We start from the raw sequence: 16758 nt of genomic DNA on the forward strand, positions 1-16758 counted from the left end.
TTTTCAGGCCTTGGCAATCTCTGGCGTCAGCAGCCATTCGGCGCTGTCATTCCAGACGTCCATGCGGACTATCTTGCCATTACGCACCTCGAATCGATCCAGGTAACGGTTGCCCGAGAAACTGCGGCCATCAGCCCATTCGCCATAAAGCGTTCCGTTTGAATACACCACGGTGTGATCACCACGGTCCATCCAGTCGAAATCACCCAGGGCCTTCTTGACCCACGCGTAACGTGAACCGTTGAACGCAGTGATTGCCTGGGGATCAGGCATCACCCGTCCGCCGGTAAAGGTGATCTGCACATCCTCACTCATGAACGTCGCGGCGCGGACCGGATCCGGAGCCATCGAGGCTTCGAGGAAACTGCTAACAATCTGTACGTCTTTGTTCATATCGATCATCGTCATAACTCCTGAATCATGGGAAGTCCGCTGATGGCGGATGCATCCGCTTGGTGCAAAACGCTTTATTTTGGCGCGCAGACTGCGGTATTCACGGACATATCGGCCATTTTTATGGATCCAGCGACTGGCATCCTACTTGCTAGCAATAAATATGCAAATGCTAGCAATCAGGAGAGTAAACCATGGCCACCTGGCTTCCAAACCTGCAACGTCTGCTGTTCCCCGTGGCTGCGGCAGCCACGCTCAACCTGGCGATGATCCATGGCGCGCAAGCGGTCGAACCGCCGATCAAAGTCGGTTTGGTAGCCGCCCTTTCGGGCCAATCGGCCAAGTCCGGGGAAGCCCTGACCCGCGGCCTGACCATGGCCATCAATGAGGTCAATGCCAGCGGCGGCGTGCTTGGCCGTCAGTTGGAGCTGGTGCGTCGAGATGATGAAAGCAACCCGTCCAAGGGGATGCTCGCCGCGCGCGAGCTGGTCCAGCGCGAGAAGGTCACCGTGCTGTTCGGCGGCCTGGACACGCCGGTCTCTCTGGCTATCGTGCCGCTGGCCAATCAGCTGAAAGTACCGTTCATGGGCATCTGGGCCGCGGGTACGAAAATCACCGAAAACGGTGCGGCAGACAACTACGTGTTCCGGGTCTCTGCCGTTGATGAGCTGGTGGACGAAGCCCTGGTGCAATACGGGGTCGACAACGGCATGAAAAAGCCGGGCATGATCCTCATCAATAATCCCTGGGGCGAATCCAACGAGGCAGGTTTCAAACGCGCCCTGGAAAAACGCAGCCTGGCCAATGCCGGTGTCGAGCGCATTCAGGACAGCGACCTGGATGTGGTTCCGCAACTGACTCGCCTGAAAAACGCCGGCGCGGACACTCTGCTGATGGTGGGCAACGTGGGTCCTTCGGCACAGGTGGTCAAATCCCTGGACCGCATGGGCTGGGACGTGCCTGTGGTTTCTCACTGGGGGCCGGCGGGTGGTCGTTTCGGCGAACTGGCGGGGCCGAACGCGTCCAAGGTCCATTTCATTCAGACCTACGTGTTCACGGAACACAACGGTGCCAAGGGCGATGCATTGCTGGCCGCATTGAAGACGGCCTACCCGCAGATCAAGACCGTGGCCGACGTCACCCCGGCAGTCGGCATCGCCAACGCGTACGACGCGCTGCATCTCGCCGCTCAAGCCATCGAAAAGGCCGGCACCACGCAGGGCCCTGCCGTGCGCGACGGTTTCTACGCAGTCACGGACTATGACGGCTTGATCAAGCACTACAAGCAGCCGTTCAGCCCATCCAAGCATGATGCCCTGGGCCCTGACGACTATATCTTCACCCACTTCGTCAACGACCAGATCGTGCCGCTCAAGCCTCAGGAGTAAGCGATGTTCACCGCCGCCGTTATCACCGGGCTCGGCCTGGGCAGCATGTACGCCTTGCTGGCATTGGGTTTTCACCTCACCTACGTCGTATCGCGCACCGTCAACTTTGCCCAGGGCAGCGCCATGATGGTCGGTGCGGTGCTCGGCTACCTGTTTTGCATCAACTGGGGCTGGCCACTGTGGCTGGGCGTGCCACTGACATTGATCCTCTGTGCGGTGTATGGCTTGGTGATCGAGCGCTACCTGGTGCGGCCCTTTCACAGCCGTGGTTCGCAGGCCTGGTTGATGGCAACGGTGGCGGGCGGGATTCTGGTGGACAACTTGGCGCTGTTTACCTTCGGCAAGGAACCTCGGCAGTTCGAGAGCCGCTTGGTGAACCTGAATGTCGAGCTGTTCGGCAGCCACATCAGCGCCCTGCAGTTGCTGATTCCACTGGCAGGCGCGGCCGTCGCCCTGGCGCTGTACCTGGTACGGCGTTACACCCGACTGGGCAAGGTACTGGAAGCCTGCGTGCAGAATCCGCGCGCCGCGATGCTGATGGGCATCAACGTCAATCGTGTGGTCGCCATCGCCTTTGCGCTGTCGACCGTCTTCGCGGCGGTGGCGGGCCTGTTGATTGCGCCACTGTTCAGCGTCAACGCGGAAATGGGCATGTTGTTCGGATTGAAAGCCTTTGCGGTGGCGATTCTCGGTGGCATCGGCAGCGCGGGCGGTGTGTTCGCCGCCGGATTGCTGTTCGGCCTGGCCGAGGCGTTGATCACCCTGTACTTCGGCTCGGCATTCACCCAGATATTCACGTTTGCGCTGGTCATTCTGGCGCTGGCGATTCGGCCTAACGGCCTGTTCGGCAGCCGGGTATTGGTGAAAGTATGAACAACCTCAAAACCCTGGTCGCTCCAGCGTTCATCGCCTTGCTCGCTGTGGTCTGCGGCGTCATGGCGTTCACGCTCGACAGCTACTCGTTACTGGTTTTCACGCTCTGCGCCCTGGCGGCGGTGGTCGGCGTCGGCCTCAATATCCTGATTGGCCTGAGCGGACAGATTTCCTTCGGGCATATCGCGTTCTACGCGATAGGCGCCTATGTATCGGCACTCTTGACCATGGCCGGATGGACGCTGTGGCTGGCCCTGCCAATGGCCGGTGCGGTGGCGGGTCTGATTGGCGCGCTGCTGGCGATCCCCGCGCTTCGGGTCAGCGGCCCTTACCTGGCGATGATCACCATCGCCTTTGCGTTCGTGGTGCATCACGGCTTGATCGAATGGCGGGACGTGACCGGTGGCTCCAACGGCTTGATGGGTATCCCGCTACCGGAGTTCGCCGGCCTGGATCCAGCGATCCTGCTCGCCCTGCTGGCCGCCGCGCTGATGATCGGCGCGCTGCTGTTCTATCGACGCCTGAGCCAGAGTGGCTGGGGCAAGGCCATGCGTGCGGTGAAAACCTCGGAAATCGCGGCACGCTCGCTGGGCTTCAATCCGGTGATCAGCAAGGCCCTAGCGTTCGCATTGTCCGCGGCCCTGACCGGGCTGGCAGGCGGTTTGCTCGCGCCATTGCTGATGTTCATCAACCCGGAATCCTTTCCCTTCTCCCAATCCATCCTGTTCGTTCTGGCCGTGATCGTGGGCGGCAGTGGCATGCTGTTCGGGCCGCTGATCGGCGCAGTGTTGATCGTGCTGGTCCCGGAACTGCTCTCGGATTTTGCCGAATACCGGCTGTTGATCTTCTCCCTGCTCCTGCTCATCGTGTTGTGGATCGCGCCCAACGGACTGCTGGGCGCCCTTGCCCGACGCCTGATCAAACCGGTGCGCTTGCTGCCGCCGACGTCCATCGATCAAGCACGCATGGCCGCGCATCTACGCAGCCGTGGCCCGTCCTCGGGGTTGCGGGTTTCCGATATCGGCATTCGCTTCGGTGGTGTGCAGGCCGCGCAACACGTCAGCCTGCAGGCACCCGCTGGCAGTATCACCAGCATCATCGGCCCCAACGGCGCGGGCAAAACCACCGTTCTGAATATGATCAGTGGATTCTACGCACCGGACAGCGGCCAGATCGAATTGCAGCAACCGCTGGCCGGCCTGCCCGCCTGGAAAACCGCCAGGGCCGGCATCGCCCGTACTTACCAGACCACCTTGCTGTTCGGCGAAATGTCCGTACTCGACAACCTGTTGGTGGCGATGCAGAAGGGACGCCTGGGTCTGCCATTCAGCCGCGCCCTGGACACACAACGCAGCCTGGCGCTGGATCTGCTGGCATTGGTGGGCTACCGCGGCGAGGTGAATATTCCCGCCGAAGATTTGCCTCACGTAGACCGTCGCCTGGTGGAAATAGCCCGGGCGCTTGCGACCGCACCGGCGGTATTGCTGCTGGATGAACCTGCGGCAGGCCTCAGTCGTCGCGACACCGACGATCTGGCGACACTGCTGCGCAAGCTGGCGGACTTCGGCCTCACGGTCATTCTGGTCGAGCACGACATGACGCTGGTCATGTCGGTGTCCGAGCATTTGCTGGTGCTTGACGCTGGCAAGCCGATCGCCTCGGGACCGCCGTCTGAAATCCGCCAGAATCCGCAAGTGATCGCGGCCTATCTGGGCGGCACCGACTATCAGGCCACCGCGCGTGCCCAACCTTGGGCCGGTAGCCGCGACGCACGTCTGTACGTCAAGGATCTAGTCATCGACTACGGCGCGTCCGCCGTGGTCAACAAGGTCAATCTGCTGGTTAATCCTGGCGAGCTGGTGGCCATTCTCGGCGCGAACGGCGCTGGCAAATCGAGCATTCTGCAATGCCTGGCCGGCCTGCATCGCGCCAGCAGCGGCAGCATCCTGCTCGACAACGAAAATATCGAACAGACCAGCGCCAGCCTGATTGCCGCACAGGGCCTGGCACTGGTGCCCGAAGGCCGTCAGGTCTTTCCTTACCTGAGCGTGCGCGACAATTTGCTACTGGGCGGTTACTCACGCCGCGAAGCCTTCGATACCGGCGCTGAAATCGAGGCCATCCTCAAGCGCTTCCCTCGCCTGCGCGATCGCATCGACAACCCGGCCGGCCTGCTGTCCGGTGGTGAACAGCAAATGGTTGCCGTGGGTCGCGGTCTGATGGCGAAGCCGAAAATCCTGTTGCTCGACGAACCCTCCCTGGGCCTGTCGCCCGCCATGATCGGCGAGCTTTACGACGCGCTGGCTGCCCTGCGTGACGAGGGCGTGACCATTCTGCTGGTGGACCAGATGGCCAACCTGGCGCTGCAAGTGGCTGATCGTGCGTATGTGCTGGAAACCGGGACCATCGTGAAAACCGGCAGCGCCGCTCAATTGCGCGAAGACAAAGACTTGGCTGCGGCCTACCTGGGCGAAGGTGTCAGTGCATGAAGGCGATGAAGATCATCAATGTGCGGCTTGGCGCCGATAACCACCTGAGCGAGCTACAGGTGGAGAACGGCTATTTCGTCGAAGCCTTGAGCGCAGACGCAGGCCCGTGGGAAACCCTCGATTTGCGTGGACAGCTCGTCATGCCCGGCCTGATCGAAACCCACATTCACTTGGACAAAGCCTGCATCATGCAGCGATGCCATCTTCAGGAAGGCACGTTGGCGGAAGCGGTGGCCCAAACCCGAGCGGCCAAAGCCGGGTTTACCGAAGACGATGTGTATCGACGCGGTGCGCAGGTGCTGGACAAGGCAATCGTGCAAGGCACCACGCACATGCGCACTCATGTGGAGCTGGATCCACAGATCGGCTTGATCGGTTTCCATGCCATTCGCCGTTTGCAGGCCGACTATGCATGGGCGATCACCCTGGAACTGTGTGTTTTTCCGCAGGAAGGAATGCTCAACAACCCAGGGACCGAGGCACTGTTGTGCCAGGCGCTGGAAAGCGGTGCAACGGTCCTGGGTGGGTGCCCGTATATGGACAGCGACCCGCTGGGGCAGATCCAGCGGCTTTTCGAACTGGCCACACGCTACGACTGCGACCTGGACCTGCATCTGGATTTCGATTTGAACCCCGAAGGCCTGACCGTCATGGAAGTCGCGCGCTGCACTCGGCTGCATGGTTGGGGCGGACGCGTGACCATCGGCCATGTGACCAAGCTGTCCGCCTTGCCCCAGGAATCACTGACGGTGCTCGCACTGGAGCTGGCCGAAGCGGGCGTTCAGGTGACCTGCCTGCCCAGCACCGACCTGTTCCTGATGGGTCGCGACGTGTTCCACAACAAACCTCGGGGGCTGGCACCGCTGGCGCATCTGCACGCCTGCGGCGTGACGTGTTCGGTGTCCACCAACAATGTCGGCAACCCCTTTACGCCCTATGGCGATGCTTCGCTGGTGCGTCAGGCCAACCTCTTCGCCAACGTCAGCCAGATGGGCACAGTGCCGCAGTTGCTGCAGTGCCTGGCCTGGGTATCCAGCGAATCGGCACGCCTGATTAGACTGAAAGATTACGGCCTGCTACCGGGCTGCCGCGCCGACTTCATCGTCTTCGACGCGCCTTCGCCAGCAGCGGTGATCGCCGAGATAAGCGCCCCGGTGATGGGCTTCAAGGGTGGCAGGCAAACATTCAGTCGACCGGTCGGGATGTTGCTGAGGCCATGATTGAACGGGCAAGCCTGCCCGTCAGCCACTCAGCGCCTGCTTGAGGTTGAACTCCTCCAGGGCTCGCTCTTCCAGCGCCAACTGCCCTTCAAGTTCGTCCAGGTGCTCCAGCATGACCCGTACGGCCCCCGCGTTATCGCCCTGTTCCAGCGCGGTGATGATCTGCTGATGTTCGTCCGACGCGCATGACGGCACATCGTTGCGCTGGTACAGCGCCACGATCAATGAGCTGCGCACCATCAGATTTCCAAGGATATCGCTGAGCACGACGTTTCCACTGATTTCGCCGAGCATGAGGTGAAATTCACTCAGCTCGCGAACGATGGCGCGTCGATCGGTATCGCTGGTGGCTTTGCGCTCGTTGTTCATATGGCTGGCAATGCGCTGGCGGTGCTTGCGCATCACGGCCGGGGTAATGGCCTCGACGATCGCCCGTTCGATGGCGCGACGGGCGCTGAAGATATCCCGCGCTTCCTTGGCGGTGGGCTGCGCCACCATGGCGCCCCGATTGGCTTCGATGGTCACTACTTTCTGCATCGCCAACCGCTGCAGGGCGACTTGCACGTGATTGCGGTTGGCCTGCAGGGTTTCGACGATGTGGGCTTCGACCAAGCGAGTGCCGGGCGGCAGGCGATGGTGGGCAATAGCCTTGAACAGCGCATCGACGATACGCTGCACCTCAAGCTGTTTGGCAGTGACGGTACTCAACCCCATCGTTTCCTCTGTTGTCTAGAAAGCCTCATGCCTATACACGAGATGGCTAGTATCCGGCAAATACCCGTTCAACCTTCAGTCTGCCTGACCAAGTGCCGTACCCTCGCCTCGCGGATCATGCATGGCACTGCGCCGCCCCTGGGCATCGATGGCGATGATACCGGCATGGCCCGTCATCGGGCTCTGCGCCGGTATGATTTCCACCCCATGACCCAGCGCCTCCAGGCCTTCGATGCTCGCGGCGCTCATGTCGCCTTCGAGTTTGAGGTTGTCGGTGCTGTCGAAAAAACTGCGGCCCAGCAAAAAGCGCGGGGTGCGCAAGGCCTGATCGATAGGCTGCTGATAGTCGATGAGCTGCGTCGCCAGGACCATCTGCGTCTGCGGTTGACCATCGCCTCCCTGAGTGCCGAAGAACCAGCGGCGACCATCGTCGGCCAGGTAACAGGATGGGTTGAGCGTATGGGCGGGACGCTTGCCGGGGGCCCAGCCGTTGACGTGTTCGGGACTGGCGTTGAAACCCGCAGCACGGTTCTGCCACAGCACTCCGGTGTCGCCCAGAATACAGCCCGAGCCGAAGTCGTGAAACAGGCTCTGGATGAGGCAGGCCGTCCGGCCCTGGGCATCGGTTGCAGCCATCCAGACCGTATCGGCCGGGCGTCCCGGCTCGTTCCACGGCACTGCACGCTGGTCGTCGATGGCATCGGCATACCCCTGAACGTGCCGCTCATCGAGACTGGCGGCGAAATCCCAAGCGGTGCTCAGCGGATCGCACAACTGCGCGTTGCGGCGCAGCAGACCTTGCTTGATGGCTTCGACCAGGTAGTGGTAATAAAGCGCGCTGCCATTGCCGACCTGGGCGAGTGGCTTATGCTGCAGCGCGGCCATGGCTTGCAGGGTGTAAAGACCCTGGCACGGCGGTGCGACGTTGTAGAGTCGGCCCTGGCGGTAAGGTACCGAAACAGGGGCCACCAGCGGTGCACGCGTGGCCGCCAGGTCGGCCTGGGTCAAGCCACAACCGAGCCGATCGAACGCCGACCCGAACGCGTGTGCCAACTCGCCCTGATAGAAGTCCTCGACCCCGTACCTGGCCAGATGCCGCAGGGTGTTGGCGAGCGCCGGCTGACGCAGCGTATCGCCTGCGCGCAACCAGCGCCCATCGGTCTTGCAGACACCGTGCAGGTCCGGCAACTGCTCGATGAGTGGCTGCCGCAGTGTCTGCCAAAACAGCTGGGACTGTGAAACAGGCGTGCCCGCCTCCGCCACGCTAGCGGCGTCCTGCAACAGGTCGGCCCAACCCAAATGGGAGCCCCACTCCTGCCGGCTGATAGTCGCCGCCGTCTGCCAACTCGCCAGCGCACCTGCCGTGGTGGCGACCGAGGATGGACCTCTCAAACCGATGACTCCGCCGTCGGGCAACCGCTGCCCGGCCTGCCCGATCCCCACGATGGTGCGGACCTGGGTGTCGTGGATCATCCAGAGGGCATCCCCACCCAGGCCGGTCATGTGCGGGAAGACCACGGCCAGCATCGCACTGGCTGCCAGCATGGCATCAATGGCCGTGCCACCCGCATCGAGGATCTGCATCCCTGCGGCACTGGCTTGGGCGTGAGGCGTGCAGATCACCGCATGAGAAGAGGTAGCGATCATGATTCGAAGCCCTGACTTTGCTAGCTATTTATGAATTTATTGTTAGCAGAGCAATAAGTGTGCCGCGCTTTTTTCTTGGTGGCTTGTGAGGCTCGGGTTGGGCAAACGGCAGTGGGCTGAATCAATGGCGGCGAAGAGGATCTTCAGGCTTTCAGACAGTGTTTCCTAACAGCGGGGACACGATCTGCGCCCCCACTACGGTCATTGCGCGGCGTCGAACTGCGGGGTGGCCTCGATAGGCGCCTTGACCAACAGATACGGCGGCTGCCGGGTGTCGAACCCCTTGCCCATCCGGCTCCACTGCCCCAACGTCACGTACACCGAATCGGCGGTCACGAATACGCCGTCCGGCCAAACCAGTCGCGGGTCGCGCACGACCACGTCGAGGCGGCCATCCGGCCAGCGACGCAGCACCTGATGATGCTCGGCATCGGTCATGTACAGACGGCCTTGAGCATCCATGTCCATCCCGTCGACCATCACCTTCTCCCCTTCATCCTTGATCTGGGCAGCCAGTTGTCGATCATCGAGGCCGAAGTCGGAAAGTGCTGCGGTTGGCAGACTCCACAGGTGTCGACTGGTGAGCGGTGAATAGAACAGACGCGAACTATCGGGCGTCAGCGCCAGACCATCGACGCCACCGTGAGGGAATGCGGTGTTCTTGCCGTCGTAGCGCATGGGCACACCGTCGAGCTGAGTGACGAAATCCTTCTGCGCCACGATGGAAGGATGACCGGCAAGCACACGACGCTGCTTCCCGGTGGCCAGATCCACCACCACCAAAGCCGGGTCGTCGCCGAAGGATGAGTCGGCGACATAAGCGGTGCCTTGGCTGCCGTGGGTCAGATCGATGCGCAGGTCATTCATGTGGCTGTCCTGACGCAGGGCATCCTTGAGCTCGATGGACGTCACGATGCTGTTGCTGCTCAAGTCGATACCCACCACCTTCGCCGCACCCGCCGGAATGCCCTGCTTGCCGGCGCGCTTGCCATCGTCGATCAACCAGAGGCGCCCACGCTTATCCAGGGTCATGCCATGCAGGGAAACGAGACGCTTGGCGTCGGACAGCCCAGACGGCAGGCTGACATCGGCGGAGGGATAGGGAACCAGCTTACCGTTGACCAACTCGCCCAGCGTCATGCCAGCGTGATCATCGGCATGACGCGGAAAGCCGACAAAGGTGCGCCCTTCCGGAGTAACCACGATGCCCGACGGCCCTGGGCCGCGGAACGCCGCCACCTCCTGGATCGAACCAATGGGAACCAGGCTGCGATCGATGGTCTCGGCCTGGGCTGCATTCGCTGTCAAAGCCAACGTCGCGGCCGCCAGGGCGGTGATCGAGGCTCGCTTCAATGGGTTTTTGGTCATCCTTTCCGGGCTCCTGCGGGATGAGATGGACTGGTCTGCACTAAGTTCTGAAACCGGTTTCAGAGGCGTGCGAAAAAAAACCTGTACGGGTGTCGAAGGGAACACACGGCGCTACAGGTTCATGGGTATTGAAAGGGGTTGGGGTGGTGAAGTTCCACTGGATGAAGGGTGACGTGTGGCTGGGAATGGACTGAACGATGGTTGACGGCCGGTGCGTCACGATCGAAGTCGGGGAGTCAGAGACGATCAAATCGACGCAACCGCCGAACCGAGGCTTGATTCTTAATTCCGCCGATTGAAATAGCTTCCCAAACAAAAAGCCCCCGAGAACGTTAACGTTTCCGGGGGCTTCGCGTGTAGCAATAATGGCGGAGAGATAGGGATTCGAACCCTAGGTACCGGTGAAGGTACAACGGATTTCGAATCCGTCCCATTCGGCCACTCTGGCATCTCTCCAACGGCGCGAATCATACCAGCGTCTGCGCCAAACGCGAAGCCCCTGACGCAAAATAATTTGCGAATTCAGGCGCTTGCGCGTCTACAGCGGTGTTACAGCGGCACGCCCAGGCGGTTGGCCACTTCTTCGTAGGCTTCGATGACGTCGCCCAGACCCTGGCGGAAGCGGTCCTTGTCCATTTTCTTGCGGGTGTCCTTGTCCCACAGGCGGCAGCCGTCGGGGCTGAATTCGTCGCCCAGGACGATGGAACCGTCGCTGAACACGCCGAATTCGAGCTTGAAGTCGACCAGCAGCAGGCCGGCGTCGTCGAAGAGCTTGGTCAGCACGTCGTTGACCTTGAGCGACAGCTCTTTCATCTTCGCCAGTTGCTCGGCGGTGCCCCAGCCGAAGGCCACGACGTGGGATTCGTTGATGAACGGGTCACCCTTGGCGTCGTCCTTGAGGAACAGCTCGAAGGTATACGGGTTCAGCTTCATGCCCTCTTCGACGCCCAGGCGCTTGACCAGGCTGCCGGCGGCGTAGTTGCGCACCACGCATTCGACCGGAATCATGTCGAGCTTCTTGACCAGCACTTCGTTGTCGGCCAGCAGCTTGTCGAATTGGGTCGGGATGCCCGCCGCTTCCAGCTTCTGCATGATGAAGGCGTTGAACTTGTTGTTCACCATGCCCTTGCGGTCGAGCTGTTCGATGCGCTTGCCGTCGAACGCCGAGGTGTCGTTGCGAAACAGCAGGATCAAGCGGTCGGCGTCGTCGGTCTTGTACACCGACTTGGCTTTGCCGCGGTAGAGTTCTTCACGTTTTTCCATGATGGGCTCCGCTTGCTAAAAGTATGGGCTAGGCGCCCCTTTGGGACGCTAGGCGATGTGGCGCCAGTCGAGCCCTGAATCTTGATCGGCCACTTGCAGCCAGTCCGCGTCGCACCCCAGGGTGTCGACGAAGCACTGCCGAGCCAGCTGCGGCAGGTTGTTCTTGCTGCTCAGGTGGGCCAGCACCAGGTGTTGCAGGTTCTTCCAGCCCAACTGCTCCACCAAGCCGGCAGCCTGGTGATTGTTCAGATGGCCCCAGTCACCGCCGACGCGCTGCTTGAGGAAATAAGGGTAGTGCCCACGGGCGAGCATGTCGCGGCAATGGTTGCTTTCGATCATCAAGGCATCCAGGCCCTGATAGTGGTCGCGAACCCTTGCGCAATGGGAGCCCAGGTCGGTCAGCAGACCGAAGCGGCGCTTGCCGTCGGTGAATACGTACTGGGTAGGCTCCAGAGCGTCGTGGGCCACGGAGACCACTTCGATGCGCAACGCCCCGACGTCCAGCACGTCGCCACAGCGCACATGGCTGCGCACCGGCACCGGCTTGCGCAGACCGCGCTCGGTGCCCTGGCTCATGTAGACGGGCACGCCATGACGCCGCGCCAGCAGCTCCACGCCATGCACGTGGTCGGCATGTTCGTGGGTCACCAGCACGGCGCTCAATTGCGCGGCGCTCAGGCCCAGACGGGCCAGCCGACGTTCAGTTTCCCGCAGGGAGAAACCGCAGTCGACCAGCACGTGCGTGTCTTCGCTGCTGACCAGTGTGCCATTCCCTTGGCTACCGCTTCCGAGAACGGCAAAACGCATCGTTTAACCCAGGCTGTCTTGAATCACACCCAACACGCGGCGGGCAACGTCTGCCGGGGCCACGGTGTTGATGTTCTTCTCGACAGTGACCTGAACGGTGTCGCCCACCTTGCTCAGGCGCACCTGGTAACGCTCGGCGCGGGCTTCGATTTCTTCCTTGCTCGGCGCATTGCCGAACACGCGGCTGAAGAAGCCTGGCTTGTCGTCGGCGCGCTGGGCGGACTCGGCGAGGTTGATGTAGTACAGGCCCAGGCTGCGGTTGATGTCTTCGATGCGCCACTGACCCTGCTCAAGAGCACGGCCCACGCTGGACCAGGCACGGTCCAGGTCGGCGCCGACGTTGAGCACCGGGTTGCCGCTGCCGTCTTCGCTCATGGCTACACGGCTGGGCGCGTCGAAATCACGCGCGGCAACCAGAGACACCGAGCCGCCGCGTTCCGAGTCGCGGGTCATGCTGGCGAGCATCTGGTCGACCAGAATCGAATCCAGGCCAGTGTTCACCGAACGTGCGGGGAAATCGGGCTCGCTGGTGCTGCCACCCGGACGCTCGACGCTGACCACGTAGATTTCGCTGCTGTTGCGTTGCACGCCTGGCTCGATGCGCACGCGCACGCGGGTTTCGCTTTCACCGGAGGTGGTCGCGCCGCTCAGGCGCTGCGCCATGGAGGCGGAGAGCTCGTCGAAGCGCTGCCAGGTGGTGGTGAATTCACCGGTCTGCGGGCGATCTTCGGCGATGCGGAAACCGTTGTCCTCGAAGAACTGGTGCGCGATCGGCCAGACTTCGGCAGGCGCGCGCTGGGCCAGGATCCAGCGGTTGTCACCGCTGCGCTGCAGCGAGAAGTCGCTGGCCTGGGCCGCCACCTGCAAGGGCAGTGGACGCGGCACTTCGAATTCGGATGCCTTGGCGTTGTCGTCGGCGACGTTGCGCGGGATCGGCAGCAGCGGATCCAGACGCTTGTCGGTTTGCACGCCGGGCGGCAGTTGCATCGGGGCGGCTTGGGTCGCCTCGAGGTAATCATTGCCACGATCGCGGAAATAACCGTTTTCGCCCCAGAGCCACCCGCAACCGCTGGTGCTCGAAATGACCAAGGCAAGGGCAGAAAGGCCAGCCAATCGCTTCATGCGTCTTACTTCCTCAATTAAACCAGGACGCCGGACTGGCGCAGGGCCTGCCGCAGCGGTTCATGACAGGTGGCGCTCAACCAGGTGAGCGGCAGGCGAATGCCTTCGGGCATCAAGCCCATTTCGTGCAACGCCCATTTGACCGGAATCGGGTTGGCTTCCAGGAACAGGTTCTTGTGCAGCGGCATCAGCTTGTCGTTGATGGCGCGGGCCAGTTCCGCCTCGCCGTTCAACGCCGCGTTGCACAGGTCGGCCATGGCGCGCGGGGCGACGTTGGCAGTGACCGAAATATTGCCCTTGCCGCCCATCAAGATCAGCTCGACGGCCGTGGGATCGTCACCGGACAGCACGAGGAAATCGCTGTCGACACGGCTGATGATGTCCTTGGCGCGCTCGAGGTTGCCGGTGGCTTCCTTGATGCCGATGATGTTCGGCACCTTGGACAGCCGCACGACGGTGTCGGCCAGCATGTCGCAGGCGGTGCGGCCGGGAACGTTGTAGAGGATCTGCGGGATGTCGACGGTTTCGGCGACGTGCTTGAAGTGCTGGTACAAGCCTTCCTGGGTCGGCTTGTTGTAGTACGGGGTCACCAGCAGGCAGGCGTCGGCGCCGGCGCGCTTGGCATTGCGGGTCAGCTCGACGGCCTCGCGGGTGGAATTGGCACCGGTGCCGGCGATGACCGGGATACGCCCGTTCACCTGCTTGACCACGTGCTCGATGACCTTGATGTGCTCTTCGTAATCAAGGGTCGCCGACTCGCCGGTGGTGCCGACGGCGACGATGGCATGGGTGCCCTCCTGCAGATGGAAGTCCACCAGCTTGCTCAGGCTGTCCCAGTCCAGACGCCCTTGGGCGTCCATGGGTGTGACCAGTGCCACCATACTGCCCGCAATCATGCAACCGCTCCTGCCGGAAAAAGAGAGCGGTAATGGTACTGGCGCCAACCACCTTGCACAAGCGAAGTACCACGCCACGAGCATTCCCCTTCGCGCCGCTTTTCTATACCCTTTCAGACTTTGATCGGCAGGGGTTGCCTTTCTTGCCTGGTCATCGCCTGCCGTAACGGCGCTTCGAACCCCGTCCCTGAGCCTTGTCACCTGGTGTCACCCCGTATCTGCGGGCGTTGCCGGGCAGTCAGCGCAGGTTCGCACGAGGTACGGCGCAGGCCTTGAACCAGTCATCCGGCCCCTTGAAGCTGCCGACCGCTCATCGCTTTAGGAATGCTGCATGTCCACCCCCACAGTTCGCGAACAATTCCTCGTCATCAGCGCCCTGGGCCGCAACCCCATGGAACTGACCAATGTACTGTGCCGCGCGGCCCACGACGCCCGCTGCTCGGTGTCCACCTCGCGCCTGACCCGCCATGGCGAATACAGCGCCCTGGTTCTGCAGGTATCAGGCAACTGGGACGCCCTGGCGCGCCTGGAAACTGGCCTGAGCTCGCTGGCCAAGAAGCACGACTTCACCGTCAGCCTGGTGCGCAGCGCCACCTTGGACAGCCGTCCGCAGGCGCTGCCTTACGTGGCCTATGTCAGTTCGGCGTATCGTTCCGACATCATCAACGAGCTGTGCCAGTTCTTCATCGACCACAACGTCGAGCTCGAGAACCTGACCTGCGACACCTACCAGGCGCCGCAGACCGGTGGCACCATGCTCAATGCCACGTTCACCGTGACGCTGCCTGCCGGTGTGCAGATCAGCTGGTTGCGCGACCAGTTCCTGGACTTCGCCGATGCCCTGAACCTGGATGCGCTGATCGAACCCTGGCGTCCACAGAACCCCATGTAAGGATTGACCGATGGCTGTCGCTCTCAATGAACCTGTTGCCGATTTCCAAGCCCAGGCCACCGGCGGTCAGACCGTCAGCCTGAGCGAGCTCAAGGGCCGCCAGGTGGTGGTCTATTTCTACCCCAAGGACAGCACGCCGGGCTGCACCACCCAGGGCCAGGACTTCCGCGACCTGCTCGAGCAGTTCAAGGCCGCCGACACCGAGGTGTTCGGTGTGTCGCGCGACGGGCTCAAGTCCCACGAGAACTTCAAGGCCAAGCAGGGCTTCACCTTCGAGCTGATCAGCGACAAGGACGAGGCGCTGTGCCAGCTGTTCGATGTGATCAAGCTGAAGAAGCTGTATGGCAAGGAGTACCTGGGCGTGGACCGCAGCACCTTCCTGATCGATCGGGACGGCGTATTGCGCCAGGAATGGCGTGGGGTGAAGGTGCCGGGGCATGTGCAGAGTGTGCTGGAAGCGGCCCAGGCGTTGAGCAAGGGTTGATATCGGCGGTGGCCCCTTCGCGGCCGCTGACCGCTCCTACAGACAGGATCACCTGTGGGAGCGGGGCGGGCGGCCGAGCCCTCTGCCCGCGAAGCCCGCACCGCGGTCTCAGAGCATCGGCGCGACGGTAGGCTCCTGCCTTGGCCAGGCATCCAGCACGGCCTTGAACAGGGTCGCCAGGGGAATGGCGAAGAAGATGCCCCAGAACCCCCACAACCCGCCGAACAACAGCACCGCACAGATGATCGCCACTGGGTGCAGGTTCACCGCCTCGGAGAACAGCAACGGCACCAGCACGTTGCCATCCAGGGTCTGGATGATGCCGTACACCACCATCAGGTAGATGAACTGGTCACCCCAGCCCCACTGGAACAGCGCGATCAGCGTGACCGGGACCGTCACCACCACCGCCCCCACGTAGGGCACCACCACCGACAACCCCACCAGCAGTGCCAGCAGAGCGGCGTAGTTCAGCCCCAGTGCGACGAAGGCGATGTAGGTCACCACGCCGCAGATGAAGATCTCGATGACCTTGCCGCGGATGTAGTTGGCGATCTGCCGGTTCATTTCCTGCGCCACCCGAGTCAGCAGCGTACGCTCGCGCGGCAGGTAACCGCTGACCCAGCGGCCGATCATGACCCGGTCCTTGAGGAAGAAGAACACCAGGATAGGCACCAGTACGAAATAGATCATGACGTTGACCAGCAGAGGCAGGCTGGACAGAGAAAAGGTCAGTGCCCACTGGCCGAATTTGCCGATCTCGCCGCGGGCCGCTTCGATGGCCTGCAATACCTGCTCGTCGCTGACCAGGTGCGGATAGCGCTCGGGCAGCAGCAACAGCAGCGACTGCCATTTGCCGAGCATGCCGGGCAGCTCGTTGAACAGGGTGATCACCTGGTGCCAGAGCAGCGGCACGAGCACCAGCATGAACAGCGCCAGCGCGCCCATGAACAACGCGAACACCGCTCCGACGGCCACGCCGGAAGGCACCCGCAGGCGCTCCAGAATGTTGACCAGGCCTTGCATGAGGAACGCCAGCACCATCCCCGCCAGCACGGGTGCCAGCATCCCGCCCAAGGTCAGAACGGCGGTGAACGCCAGCACCAGCAGCACCGCCAGAATGACGGCCTCCTCATCGGAAAAGTAACGCTGGATCCAGTCGCGTAGCACTTTGAACATTGAAATTCCCTTGAATGACCCAG

At 62.1% G+C, this 16758-nt stretch carries 15 protein-coding genes and 1 tRNA gene; 6 read left to right on the forward strand and 10 right to left on the reverse strand.

Annotated elements, in window-relative coordinates; genetic code table 11:
* Positions 1-3: 3 nt before the first annotated feature.
* Positions 4-402 carry a nuclear transport factor 2 family protein gene (locus QMX89_RS00865; RefSeq protein ID WP_043185044.1) on the reverse strand — a complete coding sequence of 133 codons (399 nt, stop codon included), beginning with the start codon at positions 400-402 and terminating at the stop codon, positions 4-6.
* 185 nt (positions 403-587) lie between these two features.
* Between QMX89_RS00865 and QMX89_RS00870 the strand changes: the two genes are divergently transcribed.
* The 4 genes from QMX89_RS00870 to QMX89_RS00885 are packed head-to-tail and all read left to right on the forward strand — an operon-like array spanning position 588 to position 6363.
* On the forward strand, positions 588-1781 hold the full coding sequence (locus QMX89_RS00870) for an ABC transporter substrate-binding protein (protein WP_049862319.1): 1194 nt from the start codon (positions 588-590) through the stop codon (positions 1779-1781).
* A gap of 3 nt (positions 1782-1784) precedes the next feature.
* Complete coding sequence (locus tag QMX89_RS00875; protein WP_122743757.1) at positions 1785-2654, forward strand: branched-chain amino acid ABC transporter permease; 870 nt, start codon at positions 1785-1787, stop codon at positions 2652-2654.
* Positions 2651-5143: an ATP-binding cassette domain-containing protein gene (locus tag QMX89_RS00880; protein ID WP_282345917.1), complete on the forward strand. Its 2493-nt coding sequence runs from the start codon at positions 2651-2653 to the stop codon at positions 5141-5143. The genes QMX89_RS00875 and QMX89_RS00880 overlap by 4 nt, the downstream gene beginning before the upstream one ends.
* Positions 5140-6363 (forward strand): amidohydrolase family protein, encoded by a 1224-nt coding sequence (locus tag QMX89_RS00885; RefSeq protein ID WP_282345918.1) that lies wholly within the window; start codon positions 5140-5142, stop codon positions 6361-6363. The genes QMX89_RS00880 and QMX89_RS00885 overlap by 4 nt, the downstream gene beginning before the upstream one ends.
* A 21-nt stretch (positions 6364-6384) precedes the next feature.
* Here QMX89_RS00885 and QMX89_RS00890 read toward each other — a convergent pair whose 3' ends face one another.
* The 8 genes from QMX89_RS00890 to dapA form a co-directional block, all read right to left on the reverse strand.
* Positions 6385-7077 carry a GntR family transcriptional regulator gene (locus QMX89_RS00890; RefSeq protein WP_134723440.1) on the reverse strand — a complete coding sequence of 231 codons (693 nt, stop codon included), beginning with the start codon at positions 7075-7077 and terminating at the stop codon, positions 6385-6387.
* A gap of 75 nt (positions 7078-7152) precedes the next feature.
* Positions 7153-8724, reverse strand: a complete 1572-nt coding sequence (locus QMX89_RS00895; RefSeq protein WP_282345919.1) for a gamma-glutamyltransferase — start codon at positions 8722-8724, stop codon at positions 7153-7155.
* A 201-nt stretch (positions 8725-8925) separates the two neighbouring features.
* Complete coding sequence (locus QMX89_RS00900) at positions 8926-10092, reverse strand: L-dopachrome tautomerase-related protein (RefSeq protein WP_282345921.1); 1167 nt, start codon at positions 10090-10092, stop codon at positions 8926-8928.
* Positions 10093-10458: 366 nt separating this feature from the next.
* A tRNA-Ser gene (locus QMX89_RS00905) sits at positions 10459-10548 on the reverse strand.
* A 93-nt stretch (positions 10549-10641) separates the two neighbouring features.
* Complete coding sequence (gene purC, locus QMX89_RS00910; protein ID WP_056843894.1) at positions 10642-11355, reverse strand: phosphoribosylaminoimidazolesuccinocarboxamide synthase; 714 nt, start codon at positions 11353-11355, stop codon at positions 10642-10644.
* A 48-nt stretch (positions 11356-11403) separates the two neighbouring features.
* Complete coding sequence (locus QMX89_RS00915) at positions 11404-12162, reverse strand: MBL fold metallo-hydrolase (RefSeq protein WP_049862327.1); 759 nt, start codon at positions 12160-12162, stop codon at positions 11404-11406.
* Between the two features lie 3 nt (positions 12163-12165).
* On the reverse strand, positions 12166-13284 hold the full coding sequence (gene bamC, locus QMX89_RS00920; RefSeq protein WP_282345931.1) for an outer membrane protein assembly factor BamC: 1119 nt from the start codon (positions 13282-13284) through the stop codon (positions 12166-12168).
* Between the two features lie 17 nt (positions 13285-13301).
* Positions 13302-14180 carry a 4-hydroxy-tetrahydrodipicolinate synthase gene (gene dapA / locus QMX89_RS00925; protein ID WP_282345933.1) on the reverse strand — a complete coding sequence of 293 codons (879 nt, stop codon included), beginning with the start codon at positions 14178-14180 and terminating at the stop codon, positions 13302-13304.
* Positions 14181-14511: 331 nt separating this feature from the next.
* Here dapA and QMX89_RS00930 point away from each other — a divergent pair, with 331 nt between their 5' ends.
* Together QMX89_RS00930 and QMX89_RS00935 are read left to right on the forward strand one after the other, a co-directional pair.
* A complete protein-coding gene (locus QMX89_RS00930) occupies positions 14512-15072 on the forward strand; it encodes a glycine cleavage system protein R (protein ID WP_043184988.1) in 561 nt (186 codons plus the stop codon).
* Positions 15073-15082: 10 nt separating this feature from the next.
* Positions 15083-15556, forward strand: coding sequence for a peroxiredoxin (locus QMX89_RS00935; protein WP_043184985.1), 474 nt, complete (start codon positions 15083-15085; stop codon positions 15554-15556).
* Between the two features lie 108 nt (positions 15557-15664).
* On the opposite strand, the gene QMX89_RS00940 is transcribed toward QMX89_RS00935, so the two are convergent.
* Positions 15665-16735 carry an AI-2E family transporter gene (locus QMX89_RS00940; protein WP_090359850.1) on the reverse strand — a complete coding sequence of 357 codons (1071 nt, stop codon included), beginning with the start codon at positions 16733-16735 and terminating at the stop codon, positions 15665-15667.
* Positions 16736-16758 lie beyond the last annotated feature (23 nt).

The organism is Pseudomonas sp. PS01301, from assembly GCF_029960215.1.
Lineage (GTDB): Bacteria > Pseudomonadota > Gammaproteobacteria > Pseudomonadales > Pseudomonadaceae > Aquipseudomonas > Aquipseudomonas coleopterorum.

Coding starts and splice junctions, on each gene's coding strand:
- QMX89_RS00865 (WP_043185044.1), bottom strand. CDS start 402: ATGATCGATATGAACAAAGACGTACAGATTGTTAGCAGTTTCCTCGAA.
- QMX89_RS00870 (WP_049862319.1), top strand. CDS start 588: ATGGCCACCTGGCTTCCAAACCTGCAACGTCTGCTGTTCCCCGTGGCT.
- QMX89_RS00875 (WP_122743757.1), top strand. CDS start 1,785: ATGTTCACCGCCGCCGTTATCACCGGGCTCGGCCTGGGCAGCATGTAC.
- QMX89_RS00880 (WP_282345917.1), top strand. CDS start 2,651: ATGAACAACCTCAAAACCCTGGTCGCTCCAGCGTTCATCGCCTTGCTC.
- QMX89_RS00885 (WP_282345918.1), top strand. CDS start 5,140: ATGAAGGCGATGAAGATCATCAATGTGCGGCTTGGCGCCGATAACCAC.
- QMX89_RS00890 (WP_134723440.1), bottom strand. CDS start 7,077: ATGGGGTTGAGTACCGTCACTGCCAAACAGCTTGAGGTGCAGCGTATC.
- QMX89_RS00895 (WP_282345919.1), bottom strand. CDS start 8,724: ATGATCGCTACCTCTTCTCATGCGGTGATCTGCACGCCTCACGCCCAA.
- QMX89_RS00900 (WP_282345921.1), bottom strand. CDS start 10,092: ATGACCAAAAACCCATTGAAGCGAGCCTCGATCACCGCCCTGGCGGCC.
- purC (WP_056843894.1), bottom strand. CDS start 11,355: ATGGAAAAACGTGAAGAACTCTACCGCGGCAAAGCCAAGTCGGTGTAC.
- QMX89_RS00915 (WP_049862327.1), bottom strand. CDS start 12,162: ATGCGTTTTGCCGTTCTCGGAAGCGGTAGCCAAGGGAATGGCACACTG.
- bamC (WP_282345931.1), bottom strand. CDS start 13,284: ATGAAGCGATTGGCTGGCCTTTCTGCCCTTGCCTTGGTCATTTCGAGC.
- dapA (WP_282345933.1), bottom strand. CDS start 14,180: ATGATTGCGGGCAGTATGGTGGCACTGGTCACACCCATGGACGCCCAA.
- QMX89_RS00930 (WP_043184988.1), top strand. CDS start 14,512: ATGTCCACCCCCACAGTTCGCGAACAATTCCTCGTCATCAGCGCCCTG.
- QMX89_RS00935 (WP_043184985.1), top strand. CDS start 15,083: ATGGCTGTCGCTCTCAATGAACCTGTTGCCGATTTCCAAGCCCAGGCC.
- QMX89_RS00940 (WP_090359850.1), bottom strand. CDS start 16,735: ATGTTCAAAGTGCTACGCGACTGGATCCAGCGTTACTTTTCCGATGAG.